Origin of the sequence: Burkholderia aenigmatica (genome assembly GCF_902499175.1) — a bacterium.
GTDB lineage: Bacteria > Pseudomonadota > Gammaproteobacteria > Burkholderiales > Burkholderiaceae > Burkholderia > Burkholderia aenigmatica.
Genome location: NZ_CABVQC010000059.1, coordinates 42,373 through 60,939, shown reverse-complemented (window position 1 = coordinate 60,939; position 18,567 = coordinate 42,373). Strand labels below are relative to the sequence as shown.

Sequence of the window (18,567 nt, the reverse complement as noted above, 5' to 3'; positions counted from 1 at the left end):
CGCGCGCGACATCTTGCAGAAGGTCATTCGCGCCAACAGTCGCTTAAGTTCCAAACAGAACGGAACACTGCACTAGTGACTCCGTTAGCCAGCGGGAAAGCAAACTCCATTGGCGTCGCCGCAGTCATCAACGTATTGATCTGAGCGTCGGACAGGCAAGTATCACCGGTGTCCGCTCCGCCGGAGCAGCGCAAGCTGTTAATCGAGAATGTGGCCTGGCAAGCCGCAGTGTTGCTCACGATGCCATCCACGACACCGTCCAGTCCGTCGCATGTGGCCAGCACTTTGGCCCGAACCAGAGCCTGTTTGGCCGGATCGAGCGCCCCGCCACTGGTTGAATATGCGGCATTCCACATCCGGAACCACGACATCACCATGGCCTGATTCTGGTTCGCAGGATAGTAAGCGACGATCCCGTCATAGTCGCTTGCGTACCGTTGCGCCGCCACGAGGCTCTCATGCCCCCCCTTGGAGTGCCCGATGTGATACATGCGATGTGGCGCGGTCTTGTAGAACGCGTTGATGATATAGAGCGCCGTGTCATGCGTGCGTTTGACGCTCTCCCCGCCATAGTTGGCGAGTGCTTGAGCGTTAAGACCGAACGACCCGTCTAGGGTCGTTCCGCCGTCACTGCCGAAGGTTACATAGTTCATCGACAGCGGTTGCTGTTCGTCGGATGGCCAGTTGGGCACGCCGCCTATCTGCCCACCAAGACCGGTCACAAGCAGCCCATTGAAGCCCCCGCCTCCCAACTGCAATGCCTTGAAGTTCCAGGTCGTCGGGAGATTGACTTCGAAGTTGATCGCGGGATCTGCGGAATTGGTCGCCAGCACCTTGCCAAGCACTTGGCAGTAGTCCGGAAGGCCCGTCTTGCTATCGGCTGCGACCAGTGATGCGGATGTGATCGCCGCGCCTTGCGTTGGCAGTGCAATGGCGCTGGCCGGAACGGTTGCGCCAGCAAGAGCAGAACATGCGCTCGCAGCATTCTGCACTTGCATCGAAGTCGGAGCCGCCGGCGTTGGTGCCGCAGCGTTGTCACTTCCCCCCCCACAAGCGGTGAGGCCCAAAGCCACCACCGCGCCCACGATGCTCGTCGCGGCCAACCCTCTGTAGAAGCTCGAGGTTGTCTGATATTCGTCGGTCATGTTGTCTCCACCTTGTCTAAGTGTGCCGACCAGCGATGTGCATCGCGGCCGGCACACGGATTAGGCGCGCACTCGCGTAGGTGAGACCATCGTCGAAACAGACGAGATCGCAGTGCGCAGAACTAACGACTCAGCAGATACCCCAACCCAAAGGGACCAACATGTGACGGAGGACCGGTTCCATGGAGATCTAGTTCCTATGAACAACATTACAAAGAACCGCGACGCGCCTTGCACAACGCTTGGCCATGGATTGGTACGAGAAATTGGTGGCGGTACACGAAGATGTCACCGACATGCAATGAATCAAGTGACGAGCCACGGTATTTGTCGATAGCCCGCTTTAGTAGCTGTCTCTACCGATGACACACAAACACACAATCGGCATTGTTCTTACGTTGAAGTATTGTATATACTCCGAAGTAGGATTTGGGCCAGACGGAGCGCTGACATTAGTCTGTCAAGAGCGTGGTCGCATGGGCCCTTGTTCGCAGAACGATGTGAGATGGAGAGAGACGATGTGCCAGGTCAACATGCTCATGGAGTCGATAACCGTCGACTCTTCACGCCCTTCGCAATGCGATGCGGCACCCCTCCTGCGGCGAGACGCCCCCCATGTCTCCGGGTGTCACGCGTCCTCGCAAACACCGAGAACTCGTTCGTGATCCGGAAGTCGCCCTCGACACCGCCTTCTTGTTGATCCGAAATGCCCTCCAAGCTGGATCTCGTCTTCAGAGAAACTCAACTTTCCTAAAAGCAATGTACCCCGGAACGCACGCCCAAACCCACCCCTCGAAGCCTGCCGCGATCATGGCTGCATCAGGGCTGCATGTCACCTTTTCCGAGCTCGAAGACCGATCTCTCAGGATCGCGAATTGGCTTCGCGCGCAAGGGATGAACAGAGGTGACGTCGTCGCCATCCTCTCAGAGAACGACCACCGCATATTCGACGTCTACTGGGCAGCACAGCGCTCGGGGCTTTACGTCGCGGCAATCAACTTCCACCTCAAGAGCGAGGAGATCGAGTACATCCTCCAGAACTCTGGGGCGAAATGTCTCTTTGTCGGAGACGTGGGGCAGGATCTCGCACGTGCATGGGCCGACCTCCCGTCTCTTTCGCATGTCGTGCATTTTGACCAAGCCTTGCCCGGTTCGGTTTCAATGAGCTCCGTGTTGGAAACGGCGTCCTCGGAGCGACCCGAGTACGAGCCCCGTGGTGCAGACATGCTCTATTCTTCGGGAACAACCGGACGCCCGAAGGGGGTGCGACTTCCGCTGCCCGACCGTCAAGTGTCGGACGCCGGCGACAGCATGGTCGCCATGTTCGGCGGACATTTCGGGTGCGGCAGCGACACGGTGTACCTCTCCCCGGCTCCGCTCTATCATGCTGCCCCCCTGCGGACTTGCGCTGCGATTCAGGCCATGGGCGGCACCGTCGTCGTGATGGACAAATTCGATGCCGAAACAGCACTTGAGGCAATCGAGAAATATCGTGTGAACGTCAGCCAATGGGTTCCGACAATGTTCGTCCGGATGTTGAAACTCCCGGACGACATCAGAAGCGCGTATGACGTCAGCAGCATGAAAGTCGCAATACACGCGGCAGCACCGTGCCCTGTTGACGTGAAGCGCAAGATGATGGATTGGTGGGGGCCGGTACTGTACGAGTTCTATTCAAGCACGGAGCTGAACGGGATTACGACCATTGGCCCATCGGAATGGTTGAAGAAGCCGGGGTCGGTTGGGCGTTCGATACTCGGAAAAATTCACATCTGTGACGAGAGCGGTGATGAACTGCCCGCTGGATCGGATGGGCTCGTCTATTTCGAGCGTGAAACGACGCCATTCTCGTATCACAAGGACCCCGAGAAAACACGTGCGACCCAACACCCGATGTATTCGACGTGGACGATGGTTGGCGACATCGGCCATGTCGACGAGGATGGCTTCCTTTACCTCACCGACAGAAAGGGCTTCATGATCATCTCCGGCGGAGTCAATATCTATCCGCAGGAAGTCGAAAACGCGCTCGCACTCCACCCCGCCATTCTGGATGTGGCAGTAATCGGTATCCCCGATCCGGAGATGGGAGAACGAGTAAAGGCTGTCGTCACCCTCGCAGAAGGCTATGCAGGAACGACGGAGCTCGAGAAGGAGATCATAGACTTCGCGAAGTCACGAATTGCCTCGTACAAGGCACCCAAGAGTGTTGACTTCGTCGATGCATTGCCGCGGACCCCAACCGGAAAACTGCAGAAGGGCGAATTGCGAAAGCAGTATCTTGCTCGCGAAAACTCCTGATGTACCAGACACGCCCGCAACCTCTTCCCGATTTTTTTCGAGTGGTAATGGGACGAATTCCAAGGAAGAGATTGGTGATCAAATGAGTACAGGAGCGAAATCCCTGCATGCGCTTGTCGAGCATTGGCTGGGACAGCCCTCAGCCACGCAAACCAGAGTGGTTCGCGTGGCCGGGCGCGGCAGTCGACGATGCGTGTACGTCGAGCTCACCAGTCCGGGGCAACTCTTGAGGATGTACTTTTTCCGCCACCCCGATCGGGTGTGGCGGGTATTCCCGCCTTCGCTCAAACGGCCAGCCATGCGCGTTTGATGAAGCGCGCGTGAGCTTGCGCCGCCGCTACCCCGTTCACCCGAAATCGCCAATCAAACATCGGTCATTACATTAGTAATCCGATGTGATTTTTCGGATGTGAAATCTGCCACGCAGACGTGGGTCGTAGAACGTCTGCCCAAATTAAAATTCGACTAAAACACGGAGCCAGGAATGATGCTGAATGATGAGCAGGAGATGATTCGCGACTCCATGCATGCTTATGCCCAAGAGAGGCTTGCGCCGAATGCGGCAGAGTGGAGTCGCAACCACACGTTTCCGTCCAATGCACTGAAGGAACTTGGCGAACTCGGTGCACTGGGCGTCGTGGTCCCCGAAGAATGGGGTGGCACCGGTCTGGACTATCTTTCCCTGGCCGTCGCGCTGGAGGAAATCGCAGCAGGCGATGGCGCTACATCCACAATCGTAAGCGTTCAAAACTCACTCGTATGTGGCATCACGCTCAAGTACGGTTCGACGCAGCAGAAAGAAGAATGGCTGCCCGCGTTGGCGCAAGGGAAGTCCTTGGGGTGCTTCTGCCTGACAGAACCACACGCGGGATCAGACGCGGCAGCAATCCGAACGACCGCAGTACGCGACGGCGACGACTGGGTTATCAACGGCGTGAAGCAGTTCATTACGACGGGAAAGAACGCTGACGTAGCGATCGTGTTTGCTGTAACCGACAAAGGAGCCGGCAGGCACGGCATATCCTGCTTTCTGGTGCCGACGCATACGAAGGGCTACATCGTTGGCCGAATCGAGGAAAAGATGGGGCAGCATGCCTCCGATACCGCGCAAATTCTGTTTGAAGATTGCCGGGTTCCCGCATCCGCCTTGATGGGGAACGCGGGTGACGGTTACCGCATCGCATTGTCCAATCTGGAGGCTGGAAGAATCGGCATCGCTGCGCAGTCGGTCGGGATGGCGCGCGCTGCATTCGAGGCAGCGTTGAACTACGCAAAAGAGCGAGAGGCCTTCGGCAAGCCCATCATCGAACAGCAGGCAGTTTCATTCCGGCTTGCCGACATGGCAACGTCACTCGACGCAGCCCGCTTGATGGTATGGCGTGCGGCGAAGCTGAAGGATGGCGGTTTGCCATGCCTCAAAGAAGCATCGATGGCCAAGATGTTCGCGTCCGAGGCGGCCGAAAGCATTTGTTCGAATGCGATTCAGATCCATGGTGGCTACGGCTACGTGTCGGATTTTCCGGTCGAACGAATCTATCGCGATGTCAGAGTCTGCCAGATTTACGAAGGGGCCAACGACATCCAGCGCCTGGTTATCGGCCGGGCGCTCGCAGAGGAGTAACCTCGATCGGCTCTCCCGGAAAATTCTGCTGGTCAGGCTTGGCCAGCAGAATATGACTATCGGTACGTTGCCACCTCGAGCATTCTGCAAATCGGACACGCAGAATCCTTGCAGGATCTTTATAGCGCTCCGCCCCGCCGGACCAGAGGCGTGACGGACGACGCAACGCTCGTCGATCTTCCAACATGATTCACACCGCTCATTCGCCGACAGTGGTTGATGCGAACTCGCCCCCCGTCCGAGGACTGCCCACGCGTGGCGGTCGCTTGCTGCGCCTCTACAACCTGCGTCTGCCGTTTCCCATCCATTTGAGCGCTCGGCGTGGACATCACCTGCTCGCCGGTGAGCGGCGCCGTGGTGTACTGACACAGGGGCGGTCAGCCGTCCTCGGGCCGTATCGTACCCTTCACTACGAAGGCGCAACCGCTATTGATCCGAGAATCGGCTACGAGTTACATCTCACCATTGACAGGCACGTCGAGCACGTTGCGGCAGACTCGTGGGACACGACCGCGGCGCCCGTCCTCGCAGTCCGAGTAGCCCGTGCGGTATTCAGTGATCCTGCCTTGGAGTGGTCGGTTCCGTTCACGGCGGAACGGATGCAGATGAGCCCTCGAGATCTGACCGGACAACTGTTCCGTGAAAATAACGCACTCACAGCGATCGTCCGTGAACAACGCTTGATGCGTGCACTACTGGCATTGCTGGAGTACCCGAAGACATGCGATGACTTGCACGCACTTGCATACCAGCTCGGCTTCGCATCGGCGGCACGTCTGAACGACACATTCGATGAGCATTTCGGCAGCAGCGCGACGCGCGTCGCCACGCTCGCATGGTATCCGGCACTGACATGGTCATTTGGGGGCCGGCCACGTTCGCGCGACTCGGTTGGCTGACGGGTTCGTGGAGGATCATACTCAGCCGAGCCGTCATCGCGAGCTCGAGTCGGAAACACAAAAGGCCCTACGAACTTGACCAGTTCCCAGGGCCTCGCTTGCAGTTCGTACGCCGTGCACGATGCTCGGCGCAACATGCACGATCACAATGCGCGTGCGATCACTTCCTTCATGATTTCGCTCGTGCCACCGTAGATGCGTTGAACGCGGGCATCCGTGTACATCCTCGCTATCGTGTACTCGTTCATATAGCCGTAGCCGCCGAACAACTGCAAGCACGCATCAACCACTCTACCCTGAGTCTCCGATCCCCAGAGCTTCGCCATCGAAGCTGTTGCGGTATCCAAACGACCAACCAGCAAGTCCTGCACGCAGCGATCAATGAAGGCGCGCCCGACCTGGATCTCCGTGGCAATCTCGGCAAGCTTGAATCTGGTGTTCTGGAAAGCGGAAATTGCCTGTCCGAATGCCTGCCGATCACGCACATAGGCCAGTGTTTCCTCATACGCACCCTCCATCGCTGCCAGGGCCATCACGCCGATGAGCAACCGTTCGTAGGGAAGATCCGCCATCAGTTGGTAAAACCCCTGTCCAGGCAGTCCGCCGAGGATCTGGTCCTCACCGACAAGCACGTCGTCGAAAAACAGCTCGGCGGTGTCTTGCGCCTTCATGCCGATCTTGTCCAGCAACCGTCCGACCCGGAAGCCGGCGCAATCGGCTGTCTCCAGGAGGAAGATCGAAATGCCGCGAGCACCCTCACCCGACTCCGTCTTCGCCACCACCAGGACAAGGCCAGCGAGAAGGCCGTTCGAAATGAACGTCTTGGCGCCATTGATGCACCATCCGTCCTGCCCGCGCTGGGCCCGAGTACGAATACCCTTCAGATCCGATCCGGCGCCCGGTTCAGTCATTGCAATCGCGCCGACCAGTTCGCCCGATATCAGACGCGGCAGGTAGCGACGTTTCTGCGCTTCGGTGCCATGGTTCAAGAGATAGTGAGCCACGATCGCGTGCACGGAGGCATTCATGCCCGAGAGTGCTCGTCGAGCCATCTCTTCATGGAATACGGCTTCGTGACGGAAGTCGCCCCCTGCACCGCCCCACTCCTCCGGGAGATCGGCGCACAGGATCCCAAGTGCTCCAGCTTTCCGCCACAAGTCATGCCCGACGTGTCCGCGATGGCGAGCCGCCTCGTCGTGCGGAAGCATTTCCTCTTCGATGAACCGTACGACGGTGTCGCGATACTGCTCGAGATCGGGATCACTCCACGAGCGGTTGAATTGAATCGTCATAGATGTGATTTTCCTAGTAGAACGCCAGCTAGCCAGCCAATTCGCCGCGGTCCTCGCTGCGGTCAGTCTTGAGCCTTCTGCAGATTCGCGCCCCAATCCAGAACGACTCGGCCCACTGTCGAAACATCCTGTGCTTGCCTGATCGCTTTTGCCCAATCGAGAGCGGGATAAACCTGCGCCACGCGCGGTCGAAGCTGACCGGCCGCCAGCATCGCAACCGCTTCGGCCAGATTGGCTCGCGCACGCTCAGGCTCGCGCTCCCGGAACTGGCGAATGTCCACCCCGACAAGCGAGGCCCCCTTGAGCAGCGGCAAGTTGGAGCGGATTGCGGGAATATTGCCACCGGCAAAACCAATGACCAGATGACGGCCACCCCATCGAAGGGTGCGAAATGCCGTCTCCGTGTACGAATCGCCAATCGTGTCGACCACGACGTCGACCCCTTCGGGCACGGCTGCCTGCACTGCAGTGCGCCATTCGGCCTGGCCAACGTCGACGACGTGATCCGCCCCTTCTTGCCGGGCAATGTTCATTTTTTCGTCGCCGGTCACACCGGCGACGACAGTCGCACCAAGCGCCTTCGCGACTTGCACGCAAGCCAGGCCGACACCTCCTGCCGCACCCAATACGAAAACGGTCTCCCCGACTTGAAGGGCTCCGCGGTGCTTCAACGCATACAGTGCCGTCGCATACGTAACGGGCAATGCCGATGCCGCGTGCATGTCCACATGTGGGGGCAAGACCTCCAGGGCACTCGCAGGGACATTGGTGCGCTCAGCCCACGCTCCGCCAACAGTCATTCCCACGACGTGCTGCCCGACTTGCAACCCGCCCTCGACGCCGGGACCAAGGGCCGCAACGACACCGGTGAACTCGGTGCCGGGCACCAGCGGCAGCGGCGGCTTTACCTGGTAGCCTCCTCGCGCAAAGAGCAAATCCACATACGAAATCGCGTTTGCCAGAACGCTGACCTGGACTTCACCGACACCGGGCGAAACTTCCGGTGCCTGCTCGAGCACCCACTGATGAAGACCGTCAAATCCGTGTACGCGCAGCGCTAGCATGATGCAGCTCCACTTGCCCGGCCGGATGCGCTCGCGAGTGCGGCCCGGCAATCGGCCACCATCCGCTCCAGTAATTCACCACAGGTCGGAATATCCTTGACCAACCCGACAGTCTGTCCTGCCCATACGAGGCCGGCGTCGACCTGGCCACTTTGCAACGCGGCGCGCCCCCGCTGACCAGAGACCAGAGGCTGGATGTCCTTGAACTCGCATCCGCCCGGACGGCGTTCGATCGAGACCACCTCGTCGGACACCTGGTTGCGCAGAACCCGACCGGTATTGTGCAGGGTACGGAAGATCAAGTTAGTCTCTCGCTCATTCGCGCACACCAGTGCACATTTGATGTCTTCGTGGATCGGTGCTTCGACGGTCGCGCAGAAGCGCGTTCCCATGTTTACACCCTCCGCCCCCAAGGCCAATGCTGCAGCTAGCCCACGGCCATCAGCGATGCCACCGGAGGCAATCACCGGGATACTCAGCGCCTGTGCCGCAAGCGGAATGAGCACCAATCCACCGACATCATCTTCTCCCGGGTGACCAGCACATTCGAAGCCGTCGATGCTGACAACGTCGACACCATTGCGTTCAGCCGAGAGTGCGTGGCGAATACTCGTGCACTTGTGGATCACCCGAACGCCCGCGGCCTTCAAGCGCGCGGTGAACTCCTTAGGGCTGCTGCCAGCTGTCTCGACCACCGGAATGCCCTTCGCGATCACCACGTCGAGGTACTCGTCATACGGAGGCGGCTTGACCGTGGGCAGAATGGTCAGGTTAACGCCGAACGGGCGGGCGGTCATCGTCCTGCAGCGGTCAATCTCGGCGCCCAATGCGTCCGGTGTCGGCTGAGTGAGTGCCGTGAGAATGCCCAACCCGCCTGCATTTGACACCGCGGAAGCCATTTCGGCGGTGCCAACCCATTGCATTCCGCCCTGAATGATCGGGTAGCGGATGTCGAACATCTCAGTGATACGAGTCTTCATCGTTCAACTTCCTTGAAAGCTGGTGTTACGTTTGATGAGGAAGGCATTCGAACCCCCTCAAAATCAGCGGCAATGCCGCGTACCTAAGCGACAGTGTTGGCCGTACCGACGAACACATCGGTACAGCCGGCCCGGGCTAGTCCCGAGGAATGATGTTTTCTCGCTCCATCACAGCCAGACCGTTGCCCGGGATGGCATGGACGCGACACACGGCGAGCCTTCAATGGTGGCGGTAGTACGGCGCCGTTGACCCGAGCTGTTCCTTGGCCTTCGCCAACTCGGCGCGAGCGATGGCGCGAAGGTGAACTTCGTCGGGGCCATCAAAGAAGCGCATTGCCCGCCCCCAGGACCAGAGGTAAGCCAGCGGCGTATCGGGTGTGATACCCATCGCACCAAATACCTGAATCGCTCGATCAACGACGCGTGTCTGAAGCTGTGCCGCCACGAGCTTGATGGCCGAAACATCCAGGTGTGCGGACTTGTTGCCGTAGGTATCCATCTTCCAGGCCGCCTGCAGAACGAACAGGCGGGCTTGATCGATTTCGACGCGCGAATATGCAATCCAGTCCTGAATGTTGGCGAAGTCCGACAAGGTCTTGCCAAACGCGCGACGAGAGAGCGCTCGCTCGCACATCAAGTCCAGCGCGACTTCACACTGACCAATCGTTCGCATGCAATGGTGGACTCGCCCCGGTCCCAAGCGGGCTTGCGCCAATGCGAACCCGCTATGCTCTTCGCCAAGCAAGTTGGACACCGGCACGCGCACGTTCTCGAACGCGATTTCGCAGTGCCCCTCTGGCAGATGGTGGCTCATGATCGGCACGTTGCGGACGATGCGCAAACCCGGGGTGTCCATCGGAACAAGCACCATCGAATGTCGGCGATGCTTGGCCGCGTCCGGATCGAAGTCGGTCACCCCCATCACGATAGCCAACTTGCAATTGGGGTGCATCGCGCCCGTGGTGAACCATTTCCGTCCGTTGATGACGTACTCGTCGCCCTCTCGCCTGATCGAGGTCTGGATGTTCGTCGCATCTGACGAAGCTACATCCGGTTCAGTCATGGCGAAGCAGGAGCGGATGGTCCCCTCGAGAAGCGGAACCAGCCATCGATCCCGCTGCGTTGGATTCGCGAAGAGGTGCAGCAGCTCCATGTTGCCGGTGTCCGGGGCGTTACAGTTGAACACCTCGGATGCCCACGGAACACGACCCATGATCTCGGCAAGCGGCGCGTATTGCATGTTGGTCAAGCGAGTACCTGGCTCGTTGTCGAGCAGACCCGGAAGAAACAAATTCCAGAGACCTGCGTCGCGCGCCTGCTGCTTGAGCGGTTCGACGATCTCCGTCGGAAAACAGCCGGAGTCCGCAATGCGCTGATACTCGTTGTCGAGAGGGAGTATCCGCTCATCCATGAACCGGCGCAGCGTTTGCTGCATTTGCTGAACGTCTTCGGGAAGCTGGAAGTGCACGTCAAGCCCTCATTGAGTAATCGAATAGAAGCGCTCGTTTGCCGACGCCATCGCGCGGAGTTGCTGGCTGGGCTCGTAGGCCGGCCCCAGTGCGCTCAGCTCGTCACAACGGCGCACCACTTCGGCAAGGCCCAGCCAGTCGGCATACTTGAGCGGGCCACCGGCATAGGCAGGGAAACCGAGACCAAGCCGCATCGCCAGGTCTACTTCCGCCGCGGTTCCGACCACACCTTCGTGCAACGTTCGCGCTGCCTCGAGCACCATCGGGAGCATCATGCGGTCGACGATCTGTTCGCGAGTAAATTCCCGGCGCCCCTCGGATTGCAGCTGCGCAAGCAACGCGTGTGCGTCCGTTGAAGATGTACGTCGCGGCTTGCCGCCGGCCGCACTCGCCTCGTAGTGGTAAAAACCCAGCCCGTTCTTTTGACCAAACCGACCATTACGCACCATCACTCGCAGCGCGTCGTCAGCGAACTCGGGCATGCGGTCCGCATAGCCGGCTGAAATGAGATTGTTGACATGGCTACCCGTGTCCATACCAACCACATCTTCCAGATAGGCCGGCCCCATCGGCCAGCCGAAGGACTCCATAACCGTGTCGACCTGCTCGAAGTCCGCGCCGTCCGCAACCAGCTTCAGGAAGCCCCGCATGTATGCGGTCAGCACCCGATTGACGAGAAACCCGGGGCAATCGCGTACGACAATGGCAGTTTTGCCCAGGGCAGTTGCGTAGGCCACTGCGGTCGCCACGGCCTGATCGGAGGTACGCGTGCCGCGCACGATTTCCACGAGCGACATCATCGGCACTGGATTGAAGAAATGCATGCCGACAAACCGGTCAGGACGCTTGAGCGGAGCCGCAATCTCGTCGATGCGGAGACTTGACGTGTTGGACGCCAGGATCGCCCCTTCTTTGAGCGCCGGCTCCAGATCCGCCAGAACCTTGCGCTTGATGTCCAGATTCTCGACAATCGCCTCGACCACGGCATCCGCCTCGCCGATTCCGGCAAGATCCAGCTGAGGCTGGACAGCCGACAGAATCTCGAGGCTTGCGGACTCGCTCAGGCGCCCGGTCTTGACCTGACGACCGACTTGCTTTTGCGCCTCGGCCATGCCTTGATCGAGTGCTCGCTGTTGCAGATCGTACATACGGACCGGGATCTTCCGCAGGGCATTGGTAATCGCTATTCCACCGCCCATGATCCCCGCGCCCAGCACCAGCGCACGAGACACTTTTTCCGCCCCTTTGGCGTAGTTTCGCGCGATCTTCTTGACAGCCTGTTCGCTCAGAAACGTCTGAACCATTGACGACGCAGCTTGAGTACGAGCGATTTCACCGAACACCTGCGCTTCCAAAGCCAGGGCGCCGGCACGGTCAAGGGCTGCCCCCCCAGCCATCATGTCGATTGCAGCCAGTGCAGCGGGTTGGTGTGGCGCGCCACGTTCGCCTGCAATCGCGCGAGCTTGCTCAAAGGCAGCCGCGGCCTGTCCTGCCTCCATCGACAACGGCTTGCGCTTGCGATCCTGTAGCGCCTGCCAGTCGACTTCGTTGGCGATCGCCCGCTCAAGCAAATAGATCGCGCGAGACCGCAGTTCATCCGGCGCTGCAATCTCGTCCACAACGCCGGCGGCAAAGGCCGCAGCCGGCTTGGCAGGTTTGCCGCTGGCAACCCAGTCGCATGCCACCGCAGCCCCTGCAATGCGCACCAACCGGACCGTGCCTCCGAATCCGGGGAACAGGCCTAAATTCACCTCCGGCACACCGATCTGAGCCTCACTCGACATGACTCGCATTGCGCCGGTCAGCGCAAACTCGAGGCCACCGCCCAATGCGAAGCCATTAATTGCCACCACGGAAGGCACCGGCAGGTCTTCGAACTGGACGAATGCTTCGTTGCTTCCCGCCACATCGGCGGCAATAGCCGCCGCAGGCTGAGCGAACTTGGCCCCGAATTCGGTGATATCCGCACCTACGATGAAAACGTCCTTCGCACTGGTTACCAGGACCCCGCGCAGGCTCGCCTGATTCAGCAGGTACTGGTTGGCCTGCCGCAATTCATCGATGGTCCGGCGGTCGAACTTGTTGATGGATTCGCCCTGACGATCGAAGCACAACTCGAAAATGCCGTTATCGCCCAGCGGCGAAACACGCAAGCTTTGCCCTTGAAACACGATGACTCCTACTGGCACCGACCAGAATGCAGTGAAGTCTAGAAGGCCATGCGCGGGGCGCCCATCGTCGGAAGCGACGAATCAATGAGCGCCGGAATCGACGAACGTGCAGTAGTGGCAACGCAGGAGCGTCAAGGAGTTGAGGCCGCCCGGCATCCGTACGCTGGCCGAAAGCAATACCTGGGCGACGCATCCGCCCTCCGCTGGCGTACAAAGCATGTTTTGCCCGAGAGGGAGGGCGACGTGGCTCCCGAACACGACCGACCTGAGCCTCGAGGTCGCGACCAGCGCTTTACATCCGATGAGAGCGAATGAGGACGCAGGTGTCATGGGTATTCGTTGGCAAGCGAATCTCGCCACTATAATTCTTGGCCATCGTGTTCTACATCTGCAAGCCGCCGCTTCACCGCTTCGTTCCTGCATCTCGGTTACACGCGTTAAATTCCAATGCATTCGTTGCGGGTCAGCGAGTTCGCAGATAGCGACGAGCCGTAGAGAACTCGTCTAGCCAAGGAAATGCCCCAATGGACCTCATACATAGCATGCGCGCCTTCGTGCGGGTAATTGAAACCGGCACGTTTACGAGGGCTGCGCAGACGCTGGAGCTGGCTACTGGGGCCGTTTCCCGTTCGGTCACTGAATTGGAGGCTCATCTTGGTGTGCAACTGATGATCCGGAGCACCCGCAAACTCTCGTTGACTGAGGCCGGCGAGCGGTTTCTCCCCCGTGCGCAGAAGATCCTCGCCGAAATTTATTCGGCAAAGCAAGACTTGATAACGGATCACGTCGACATCAATGGCACACTGCACATTCAGAGCTTTGCGAGCATCGCGCAGCACTATATTCTTCCGGCGATCGCAAGCTACAGAGAATCTCATCCGAAGGTCAATTTCGAACTGAGCCTGGCCCAGTCGATGCCGGACTTTTACGACGGTAAGACGGATATGGCAGTGGTGGCTGTACACGCGCTGCCCGATTCAGAGAACTTCGCGACGAAGCTAGGCACGACATTCAGCGTCCTCTGTGCATCGCGATCCTATGTGGAGCGCCACGGTGAGCCGAAAACCCCGGATGAGCTGACGAACTACGATTGCCTTCTGCTCAGCATTCCGACTTTCGCGGAAAACCAGTGGCTGCTCGAGGGTCCGGCTGGCAGAGTCACGAAAGAAGTTCGTGGTGCAGTGAAAGTGAACATCGCGGAATCGATGACCGTCGCGGTCCGTGAGGGGCTGGGAATTGGCATGCTTCCGGCACATTCCGTTCTCGACGGCCTACAGGATGGCTCGCTCGTTCGTATCTTGCCGGACCACGTACTTCAGAGCAAAGAGATATTCGCGGTCTTTCCGTCGCACCGATACATGGACAAGCGAACTCGCAAGTGGCTGGATTTTCTCAAAGTTCGCTTCCAGGACGCTCTAACAGCAGATCATGCTCGCCTGCAGACTCTAACGGGCATCGGTCGTCAGGGGCTTGCTAGCCGGTCGTCAGCATTCGAAATGCGTTAAGCCGTGGAGGCCGCGAGAAATTGGCCGTCTGCTGAGCGATGTCGCTACGCAGCCGGGCACTCGTTGGCACCGAGTCTTACTCCTGAATCAGGAATCGATTGCGATTCTTGGCATCCTTGATCCATGCCGGTGCGCGGCCACGGCCGGACCACGTCGCGCCCGTCTTGGGGTCCCGGTACTTGGCTTCCACTGGCGCCGCTACCTTCTTCGCCGCCACTCTGCCTCGCCGCCCTCCGAAGATGTCCTTTTCGGTAATGCCATATTCCGCAACCTTTGCACGGATATCCTCAACGACGGCTTGAAATTCGGCAGCACGCGCTGCTTCGGCCTTCTCGGCCAAAGCTTCCACTTGAGCTTTCAGCTCTTTGTAAGTCGCCATGTAGTCCTCCACTTGTTGTGTCGAGGACATCATAACTCCTTTGGCGGATTGAACTAACGTAGTCTCGATTCCGTGATTCATATGGACTGGGGATCGCTGTCACGGAATGCACGTGTTGCGCGTGATGTCACTTGGTCAGTCTGGTCCTTTCCAGAATGCTCCATCTGGCAACACATCGACGCTTAATGCCAAAGCAACGTTGCAGAGCATGGCCGCGGCCACAGTTCAATGAAGGAGAATGGCGACACGCCCGAAGCGCTCCCCGGCCGGCAGGTCATGGTTGGTATGCTGCCGCGACGGACGAGGATTGGTAGTTGATTTCATCGGATATCGGGCGACGTTGATTCTCTCAGTCATCGACGCAGACGAAACTCGATGCACTATCTGCATCGTCGATTCCCGTGTACTTCGGAAATTGTGGGTACTCGCACAACGGCCGGGTACGTCCTTTCGTGGCAGCATTGCCATCCTTCACAACCGGATTGATCGGCGCCTGTCCCGATTCGACCCAGACGTCCAGTGCCGTCAAGGAGTCCCATTGCAACGCAAAGGTACCGTTCGCATGACCAAAACCCGGTTGAACGTAGTAACGGACAAAACTTTTGACCGATTCGCCATAACGCGCAGCAACCTGCTTGTAGTACATCGTGGTCTGGGCGGGCGGCACCAGCATATCGGTTGTTCCCTGCACCAGAAGCAGCTTCCCGCCTCTCTTTTGGAACGTATCAAGGTTCGGGTCGGTCGCGTCCAGGAGTCTGGATAGTTGCATCACCCGCGGCTGCCACGTTCGGTAGTCGAAGCCGACGCTCGTGCCGTTCGGGTTTTGCTCGATGAAGTACTTGACGACTGGATTGAACGAATTGAAATAGGCGGTGCGGGCACCTTCAGTTCCAACTGGATCGAAAAGGGTTCCAGCGACATCAGCTCCTTGAAAGACCGGGTATGGACCAATGCTCGTGACTCCGTTGGTCAACGGTAACGCAAACTTCATGGGTGTTGCGGCCGTCATCAACGTCTTGATCTGGGCGTCGGAAAGGCACGTATCTCCGGTGTCCCCTCCGCCTGAGCAGCGCAGATTGGCGATCGAGAATTTCGCCTCGCATGCTGCGTTGTTGCTCACGATTCCGTCCTTCACACCGTCCAACCCATCGCATGCCTCGAGAACCCTGGTTTTGACCAAAGCCTGTTTTGCGGGATTAAGAGCGCCTTCCCTGCTCGAGTACGCGGCATTCCACATGCGGAGCCATGACAGCACCATCGCCTGATTCTGGTTCGCGGGATAGTAGGCGACAATTCCGTCGTAATCGTTGCCATAGCGCTGAGCGGCCACCAAGCTCTCGTGGCCGCCCTTTGACCCGCCGATGTGGTACATCCGATGTGGTGCGGTGTTGTAGAAGGTTTTGATGAGGTAAAGCGCCGCATCGTGAGTGCGCTTAACGCTCTCCCCACCGTAATTCGCCAGAGCCTGCGCATTCAGGCCAAACGCGCCATCGACGGTTGTACCGGCGTCACTGCCGAATGTGACGTAGTTCATGGATATCGGCTGCTGTTCGTCCGATGGCCAATTCGGCACACCGCCGATTAGTCCGCCCAGGCCAGATACCAAGAGGCCGTCAAACCCGGATCCGCCCAACTGCAACGCCTTGAAGTTCCAGGTAGTGGGAAGATTGACTTCGAAAGTAATCGCAGGATCAGCCCGATTGGGGGCAAGCACTTTCCCAAGAACCTTGCAAAAGCTCGGCAATCCAGTGGCTCTGTCGGCTGCAATCAACGACGCCGACGTGACTATGGCGCCCTGCGTAGGCAATGCGATAGCGCTAGCAGGGACGTCGCTACTGGCCATTGACGAGCATGCGTCAGCAACACTCCGTACCTGCATTGTCGTCGGCGTTGTGATGTTGCTGGCCGGACTTCCACAAGCCGCAAGGGCTAAAAGCGTTATGGCGGCAAAAATGCTGATTGCGGCCCCTGCTCTATGGAAACGGCGTGTCACCGTGTATTCCTCGTTCATTTTCATCTGCTGTGCTGAAGTATGCCGGCAGGCATTACGAGCCGCAGCAGACATGTTGCTACGACGCACAGAGGGCCTGCGCTTGTTCAAGCTCGAATCCTACGTACGTTCGAAGTCGCGCTTGTGAACGATGGACGATTGCGATTGATGCGACTCGGCCTCGCTTGACTGGCTACTATTTCGTAATGCTAAGGCAGCAAGAGATGCAATGATCCCGCCCGCAGCGAGCGGCATATACGCCCATCCCCAATGATGGGTCCAATCGAGTGTTGCCCCGAATGTCATGGGCGCGAACGCCCCAACGCCAAACCCGAGAATCGATCTGACGCCCATCACCCGTCCCAGATACGCAGCGGGCACCTCGTCAGTCATGGCGGCCGAAAGTACGCCCGAGTCGGCAAGAATGAAGAAACTGCCGGTTGCGACCAAAGCGATCACCCAGCCAGGTCCCCATTGTTCTGACCAACCCATAAGCATGGAACACAACGCCCCCATTGCGCCAACGCAAATGAGTACGCGTGCTCGCCCCCATCGATCGGACAGCGTACCGACTACTCCCGTGGCGACCATGCCAGACAGGTGTATTGTGCCGGCTACAATCAGGCTCGTCGTCATCGCTCCCAAGTTGCACGCACGAAGTGCGGTCGCCAGCAGGGTTGGGGTCCAGGCCCAACTTCCCAGCAGTTCCCAGCAGTGGGCGACATAACCGACCAGAAGGCACAAGGAGGTCGTGCCAAACACGCTCCGCCACTTGATGGGCTCCGAAGATGCCGACACCTCGATACTGTGTCGTCGATTCTCCACGCCTTTGAGAGCGATCTGGCCAAATACGGCACCAGCCAATGCACCTATCGCGCAAATGGTGAACCCTGCCGCCGCACCGTAAGTAGTCGCGGCCCACATCGAAAGAAACACCGAAAGCAGATAACCCATCGATGCTGCAGCCAGAATCTGTCCCATCCCGCGACCGCGCTCCGCCGCCGGACTCAGTTCCGCAACCAGGAGCAGCACCGGGGCGTAAGCCCCCCCTTGTGTCAGACCAACAAGCACGATCAGGGGCAACGCGGTATGAGGTGAACGGGCGAAAATCGCAAAGATAATCAACGCAGCAGCGCCCGCCCACGTACTGGCCAAGTACACACGTTTAGCGCCCAGACTATCCGAAAGCCACGCGGTAACGAGGAGTGCAAGTGCGTTGGAGAGATTGAACGCGGTCTGGATCGACCCTGCAGTTGCTGCGTCCATGTGCCACGCCGAGCGAAGTATTGGCAATGCTCCGGCAAATGCCATCGTACCCATGCACGTGCCGACACGACTGAGGCACAGAAGGAACTGACGATTCACGCCCACCTCCCTGTAGCGGTACATCCTGGTTGTACAGAGCGATATGCACGATGGCTAAACTGAAAACGAGACACGATAATCGTAAAAATTTTGAATTGCATGACCCATTGCGCATGGACAAGCCCGCGCGTTAACGGTCGTGGGTGATGACATATGCCATCGGAATACTGCTTTGCATTGCAAGCCGTTCGCCGGCTCTCCACCGTCACTTCAGTGAGGTTACCTCCTCGAATTTCGACAACTTGTGATGCACATTCAGTTTGCGTCCCGGGCGGACTCGACACCGAGGTCGATAGTCCGCCCGCACATTCACGAACGCCGAAGCTCGGAGGCAAGATCTTGAGCACACCAGGCTTCGGTTCGCGTCGTTGATAACGTAACGTGTG

At 58.7% G+C, this 18,567-nt stretch carries 13 protein-coding genes; 4 read left to right on the top strand and 9 right to left on the bottom strand.

Features of this window, described 5'->3' with window-relative positions; genetic code table 11:
• Nucleotides 1–23: 23 nt before the first annotated feature.
• Nucleotides 24–1,145 (bottom strand): tannase/feruloyl esterase family alpha/beta hydrolase, encoded by a 1,122-nt coding sequence (locus BDO18943_RS31950; RefSeq protein WP_175025428.1) that lies wholly within the window; start codon nt 1,143–1,145, stop codon nt 24–26.
• 615 nt (nt 1,146–1,760) lie between these two features.
• Here BDO18943_RS31950 and BDO18943_RS31945 point away from each other — a divergent pair.
• From BDO18943_RS31945 to BDO18943_RS31935, 3 genes are all read left to right on the top strand, one after another.
• Nucleotides 1,761–3,446 (top strand): acyl-CoA synthetase, encoded by a 1,686-nt coding sequence (locus BDO18943_RS31945; protein WP_321533716.1) that lies wholly within the window; start codon nt 1,761–1,763, stop codon nt 3,444–3,446.
• A gap of 484 nt (nt 3,447–3,930) precedes the next feature.
• Complete coding sequence (locus BDO18943_RS31940; protein ID WP_175025427.1) at nt 3,931–5,067, top strand: acyl-CoA dehydrogenase family protein; 1,137 nt, start codon at nt 3,931–3,933, stop codon at nt 5,065–5,067.
• Nucleotides 5,068–5,333: 266 nt separating this feature from the next.
• On the top strand, nt 5,334–5,966 hold the full coding sequence (locus tag BDO18943_RS31935) for a helix-turn-helix domain-containing protein (protein WP_175025426.1): 633 nt from the start codon (nt 5,334–5,336) through the stop codon (nt 5,964–5,966).
• A gap of 143 nt (nt 5,967–6,109) precedes the next feature.
• Here the strand turns inward: BDO18943_RS31935 and BDO18943_RS31930 are convergent, their stop codons facing one another.
• The 5 genes from BDO18943_RS31930 to fadB form a co-directional block, all read right to left on the bottom strand.
• A complete protein-coding gene (locus BDO18943_RS31930) occupies nt 6,110–7,258 on the bottom strand; it encodes an acyl-CoA dehydrogenase family protein (protein WP_175025425.1) in 1,149 nt (382 codons plus the stop codon).
• Between the two features lie 62 nt (nt 7,259–7,320).
• Nucleotides 7,321–8,322, bottom strand: coding sequence for an NADPH:quinone oxidoreductase family protein (locus BDO18943_RS31925; protein WP_175025424.1), 1,002 nt, complete (start codon nt 8,320–8,322; stop codon nt 7,321–7,323).
• A complete protein-coding gene (locus BDO18943_RS31920) occupies nt 8,316–9,302 on the bottom strand; it encodes an NAD(P)H-dependent flavin oxidoreductase (RefSeq protein WP_175025423.1) in 987 nt (328 codons plus the stop codon). Before BDO18943_RS31920 ends, BDO18943_RS31925 begins: the two co-directional genes overlap by 7 nt.
• Before the next feature lie 220 nt (nt 9,303–9,522).
• On the bottom strand, nt 9,523–10,770 hold the full coding sequence (locus BDO18943_RS31915; protein WP_265328611.1) for an acyl-CoA dehydrogenase family protein: 1,248 nt from the start codon (nt 10,768–10,770) through the stop codon (nt 9,523–9,525).
• Between the two features lie 9 nt (nt 10,771–10,779).
• Nucleotides 10,780–12,942: a fatty acid oxidation complex subunit alpha FadB gene (gene fadB, locus BDO18943_RS31910; RefSeq protein WP_175025422.1), complete on the bottom strand. Its 2,163-nt coding sequence runs from the start codon at nt 12,940–12,942 to the stop codon at nt 10,780–10,782.
• 524 nt (nt 12,943–13,466) lie between these two features.
• Between fadB and BDO18943_RS31905 the strand changes: the two genes are divergently transcribed.
• The gene (locus BDO18943_RS31905; RefSeq protein WP_175025421.1) at nt 13,467–14,447 is read left to right on the top strand and encodes a LysR family transcriptional regulator; all 981 of its coding nucleotides are present in this window, start codon (nt 13,467–13,469) and stop codon (nt 14,445–14,447) included.
• Nucleotides 14,448–14,523: 76 nt separating this feature from the next.
• Here the strand turns inward: BDO18943_RS31905 and BDO18943_RS31900 are convergent, their stop codons facing one another.
• From BDO18943_RS31900 to BDO18943_RS31890, 3 genes are all read right to left on the bottom strand, one after another.
• Nucleotides 14,524–14,826 carry an H-NS histone family protein gene (locus BDO18943_RS31900; protein ID WP_175025432.1) on the bottom strand — a complete coding sequence of 101 codons (303 nt, stop codon included), beginning with the start codon at nt 14,824–14,826 and terminating at the stop codon, nt 14,524–14,526.
• A 349-nt stretch (nt 14,827–15,175) separates the two neighbouring features.
• Nucleotides 15,176–16,843, bottom strand: coding sequence for a tannase/feruloyl esterase family alpha/beta hydrolase (locus BDO18943_RS31895; protein WP_175025420.1), 1,668 nt, complete (start codon nt 16,841–16,843; stop codon nt 15,176–15,178).
• Nucleotides 16,844–16,936: 93 nt separating this feature from the next.
• The gene (locus tag BDO18943_RS31890) at nt 16,937–18,205 is read right to left on the bottom strand and encodes an MFS transporter (RefSeq protein ID WP_265328610.1); all 1,269 of its coding nucleotides are present in this window, start codon (nt 18,203–18,205) and stop codon (nt 16,937–16,939) included.
• Nucleotides 18,206–18,567 lie beyond the last annotated feature (362 nt).

Bases quoted from the DNA above. Each gene is read 5' to 3' on its own strand.
- BDO18943_RS31950 (WP_175025428.1), bottom strand. From the start codon at position 1,145: ATGACCGACGAATATCAGACAACCTCGAGCTTCTACAGAGGGTTGGCC.
- BDO18943_RS31945 (WP_321533716.1), top strand. From the start codon at position 1,761: ATGTCTCCGGGTGTCACGCGTCCTCGCAAACACCGAGAACTCGTTCGT.
- BDO18943_RS31940 (WP_175025427.1), top strand. From the start codon at position 3,931: ATGATGCTGAATGATGAGCAGGAGATGATTCGCGACTCCATGCATGCT.
- BDO18943_RS31930 (WP_175025425.1), bottom strand. From the start codon at position 7,258: ATGACGATTCAATTCAACCGCTCGTGGAGTGATCCCGATCTCGAGCAG.
- BDO18943_RS31925 (WP_175025424.1), bottom strand. From the start codon at position 8,322: ATGCTAGCGCTGCGCGTACACGGATTTGACGGTCTTCATCAGTGGGTG.
- BDO18943_RS31920 (WP_175025423.1), bottom strand. From the start codon at position 9,302: ATGAAGACTCGTATCACTGAGATGTTCGACATCCGCTACCCGATCATT.
- BDO18943_RS31905 (WP_175025421.1), top strand. From the start codon at position 13,467: ATGGACCTCATACATAGCATGCGCGCCTTCGTGCGGGTAATTGAAACC.
- BDO18943_RS31900 (WP_175025432.1), bottom strand. From the start codon at position 14,826: ATGGCGACTTACAAAGAGCTGAAAGCTCAAGTGGAAGCTTTGGCCGAG.
- BDO18943_RS31895 (WP_175025420.1), bottom strand. From the start codon at position 16,843: ATGAAAATGAACGAGGAATACACGGTGACACGCCGTTTCCATAGAGCA.
- BDO18943_RS31890 (WP_265328610.1), bottom strand. From the start codon at position 18,205: ATGTACCGCTACAGGGAGGTGGGCGTGAATCGTCAGTTCCTTCTGTGC.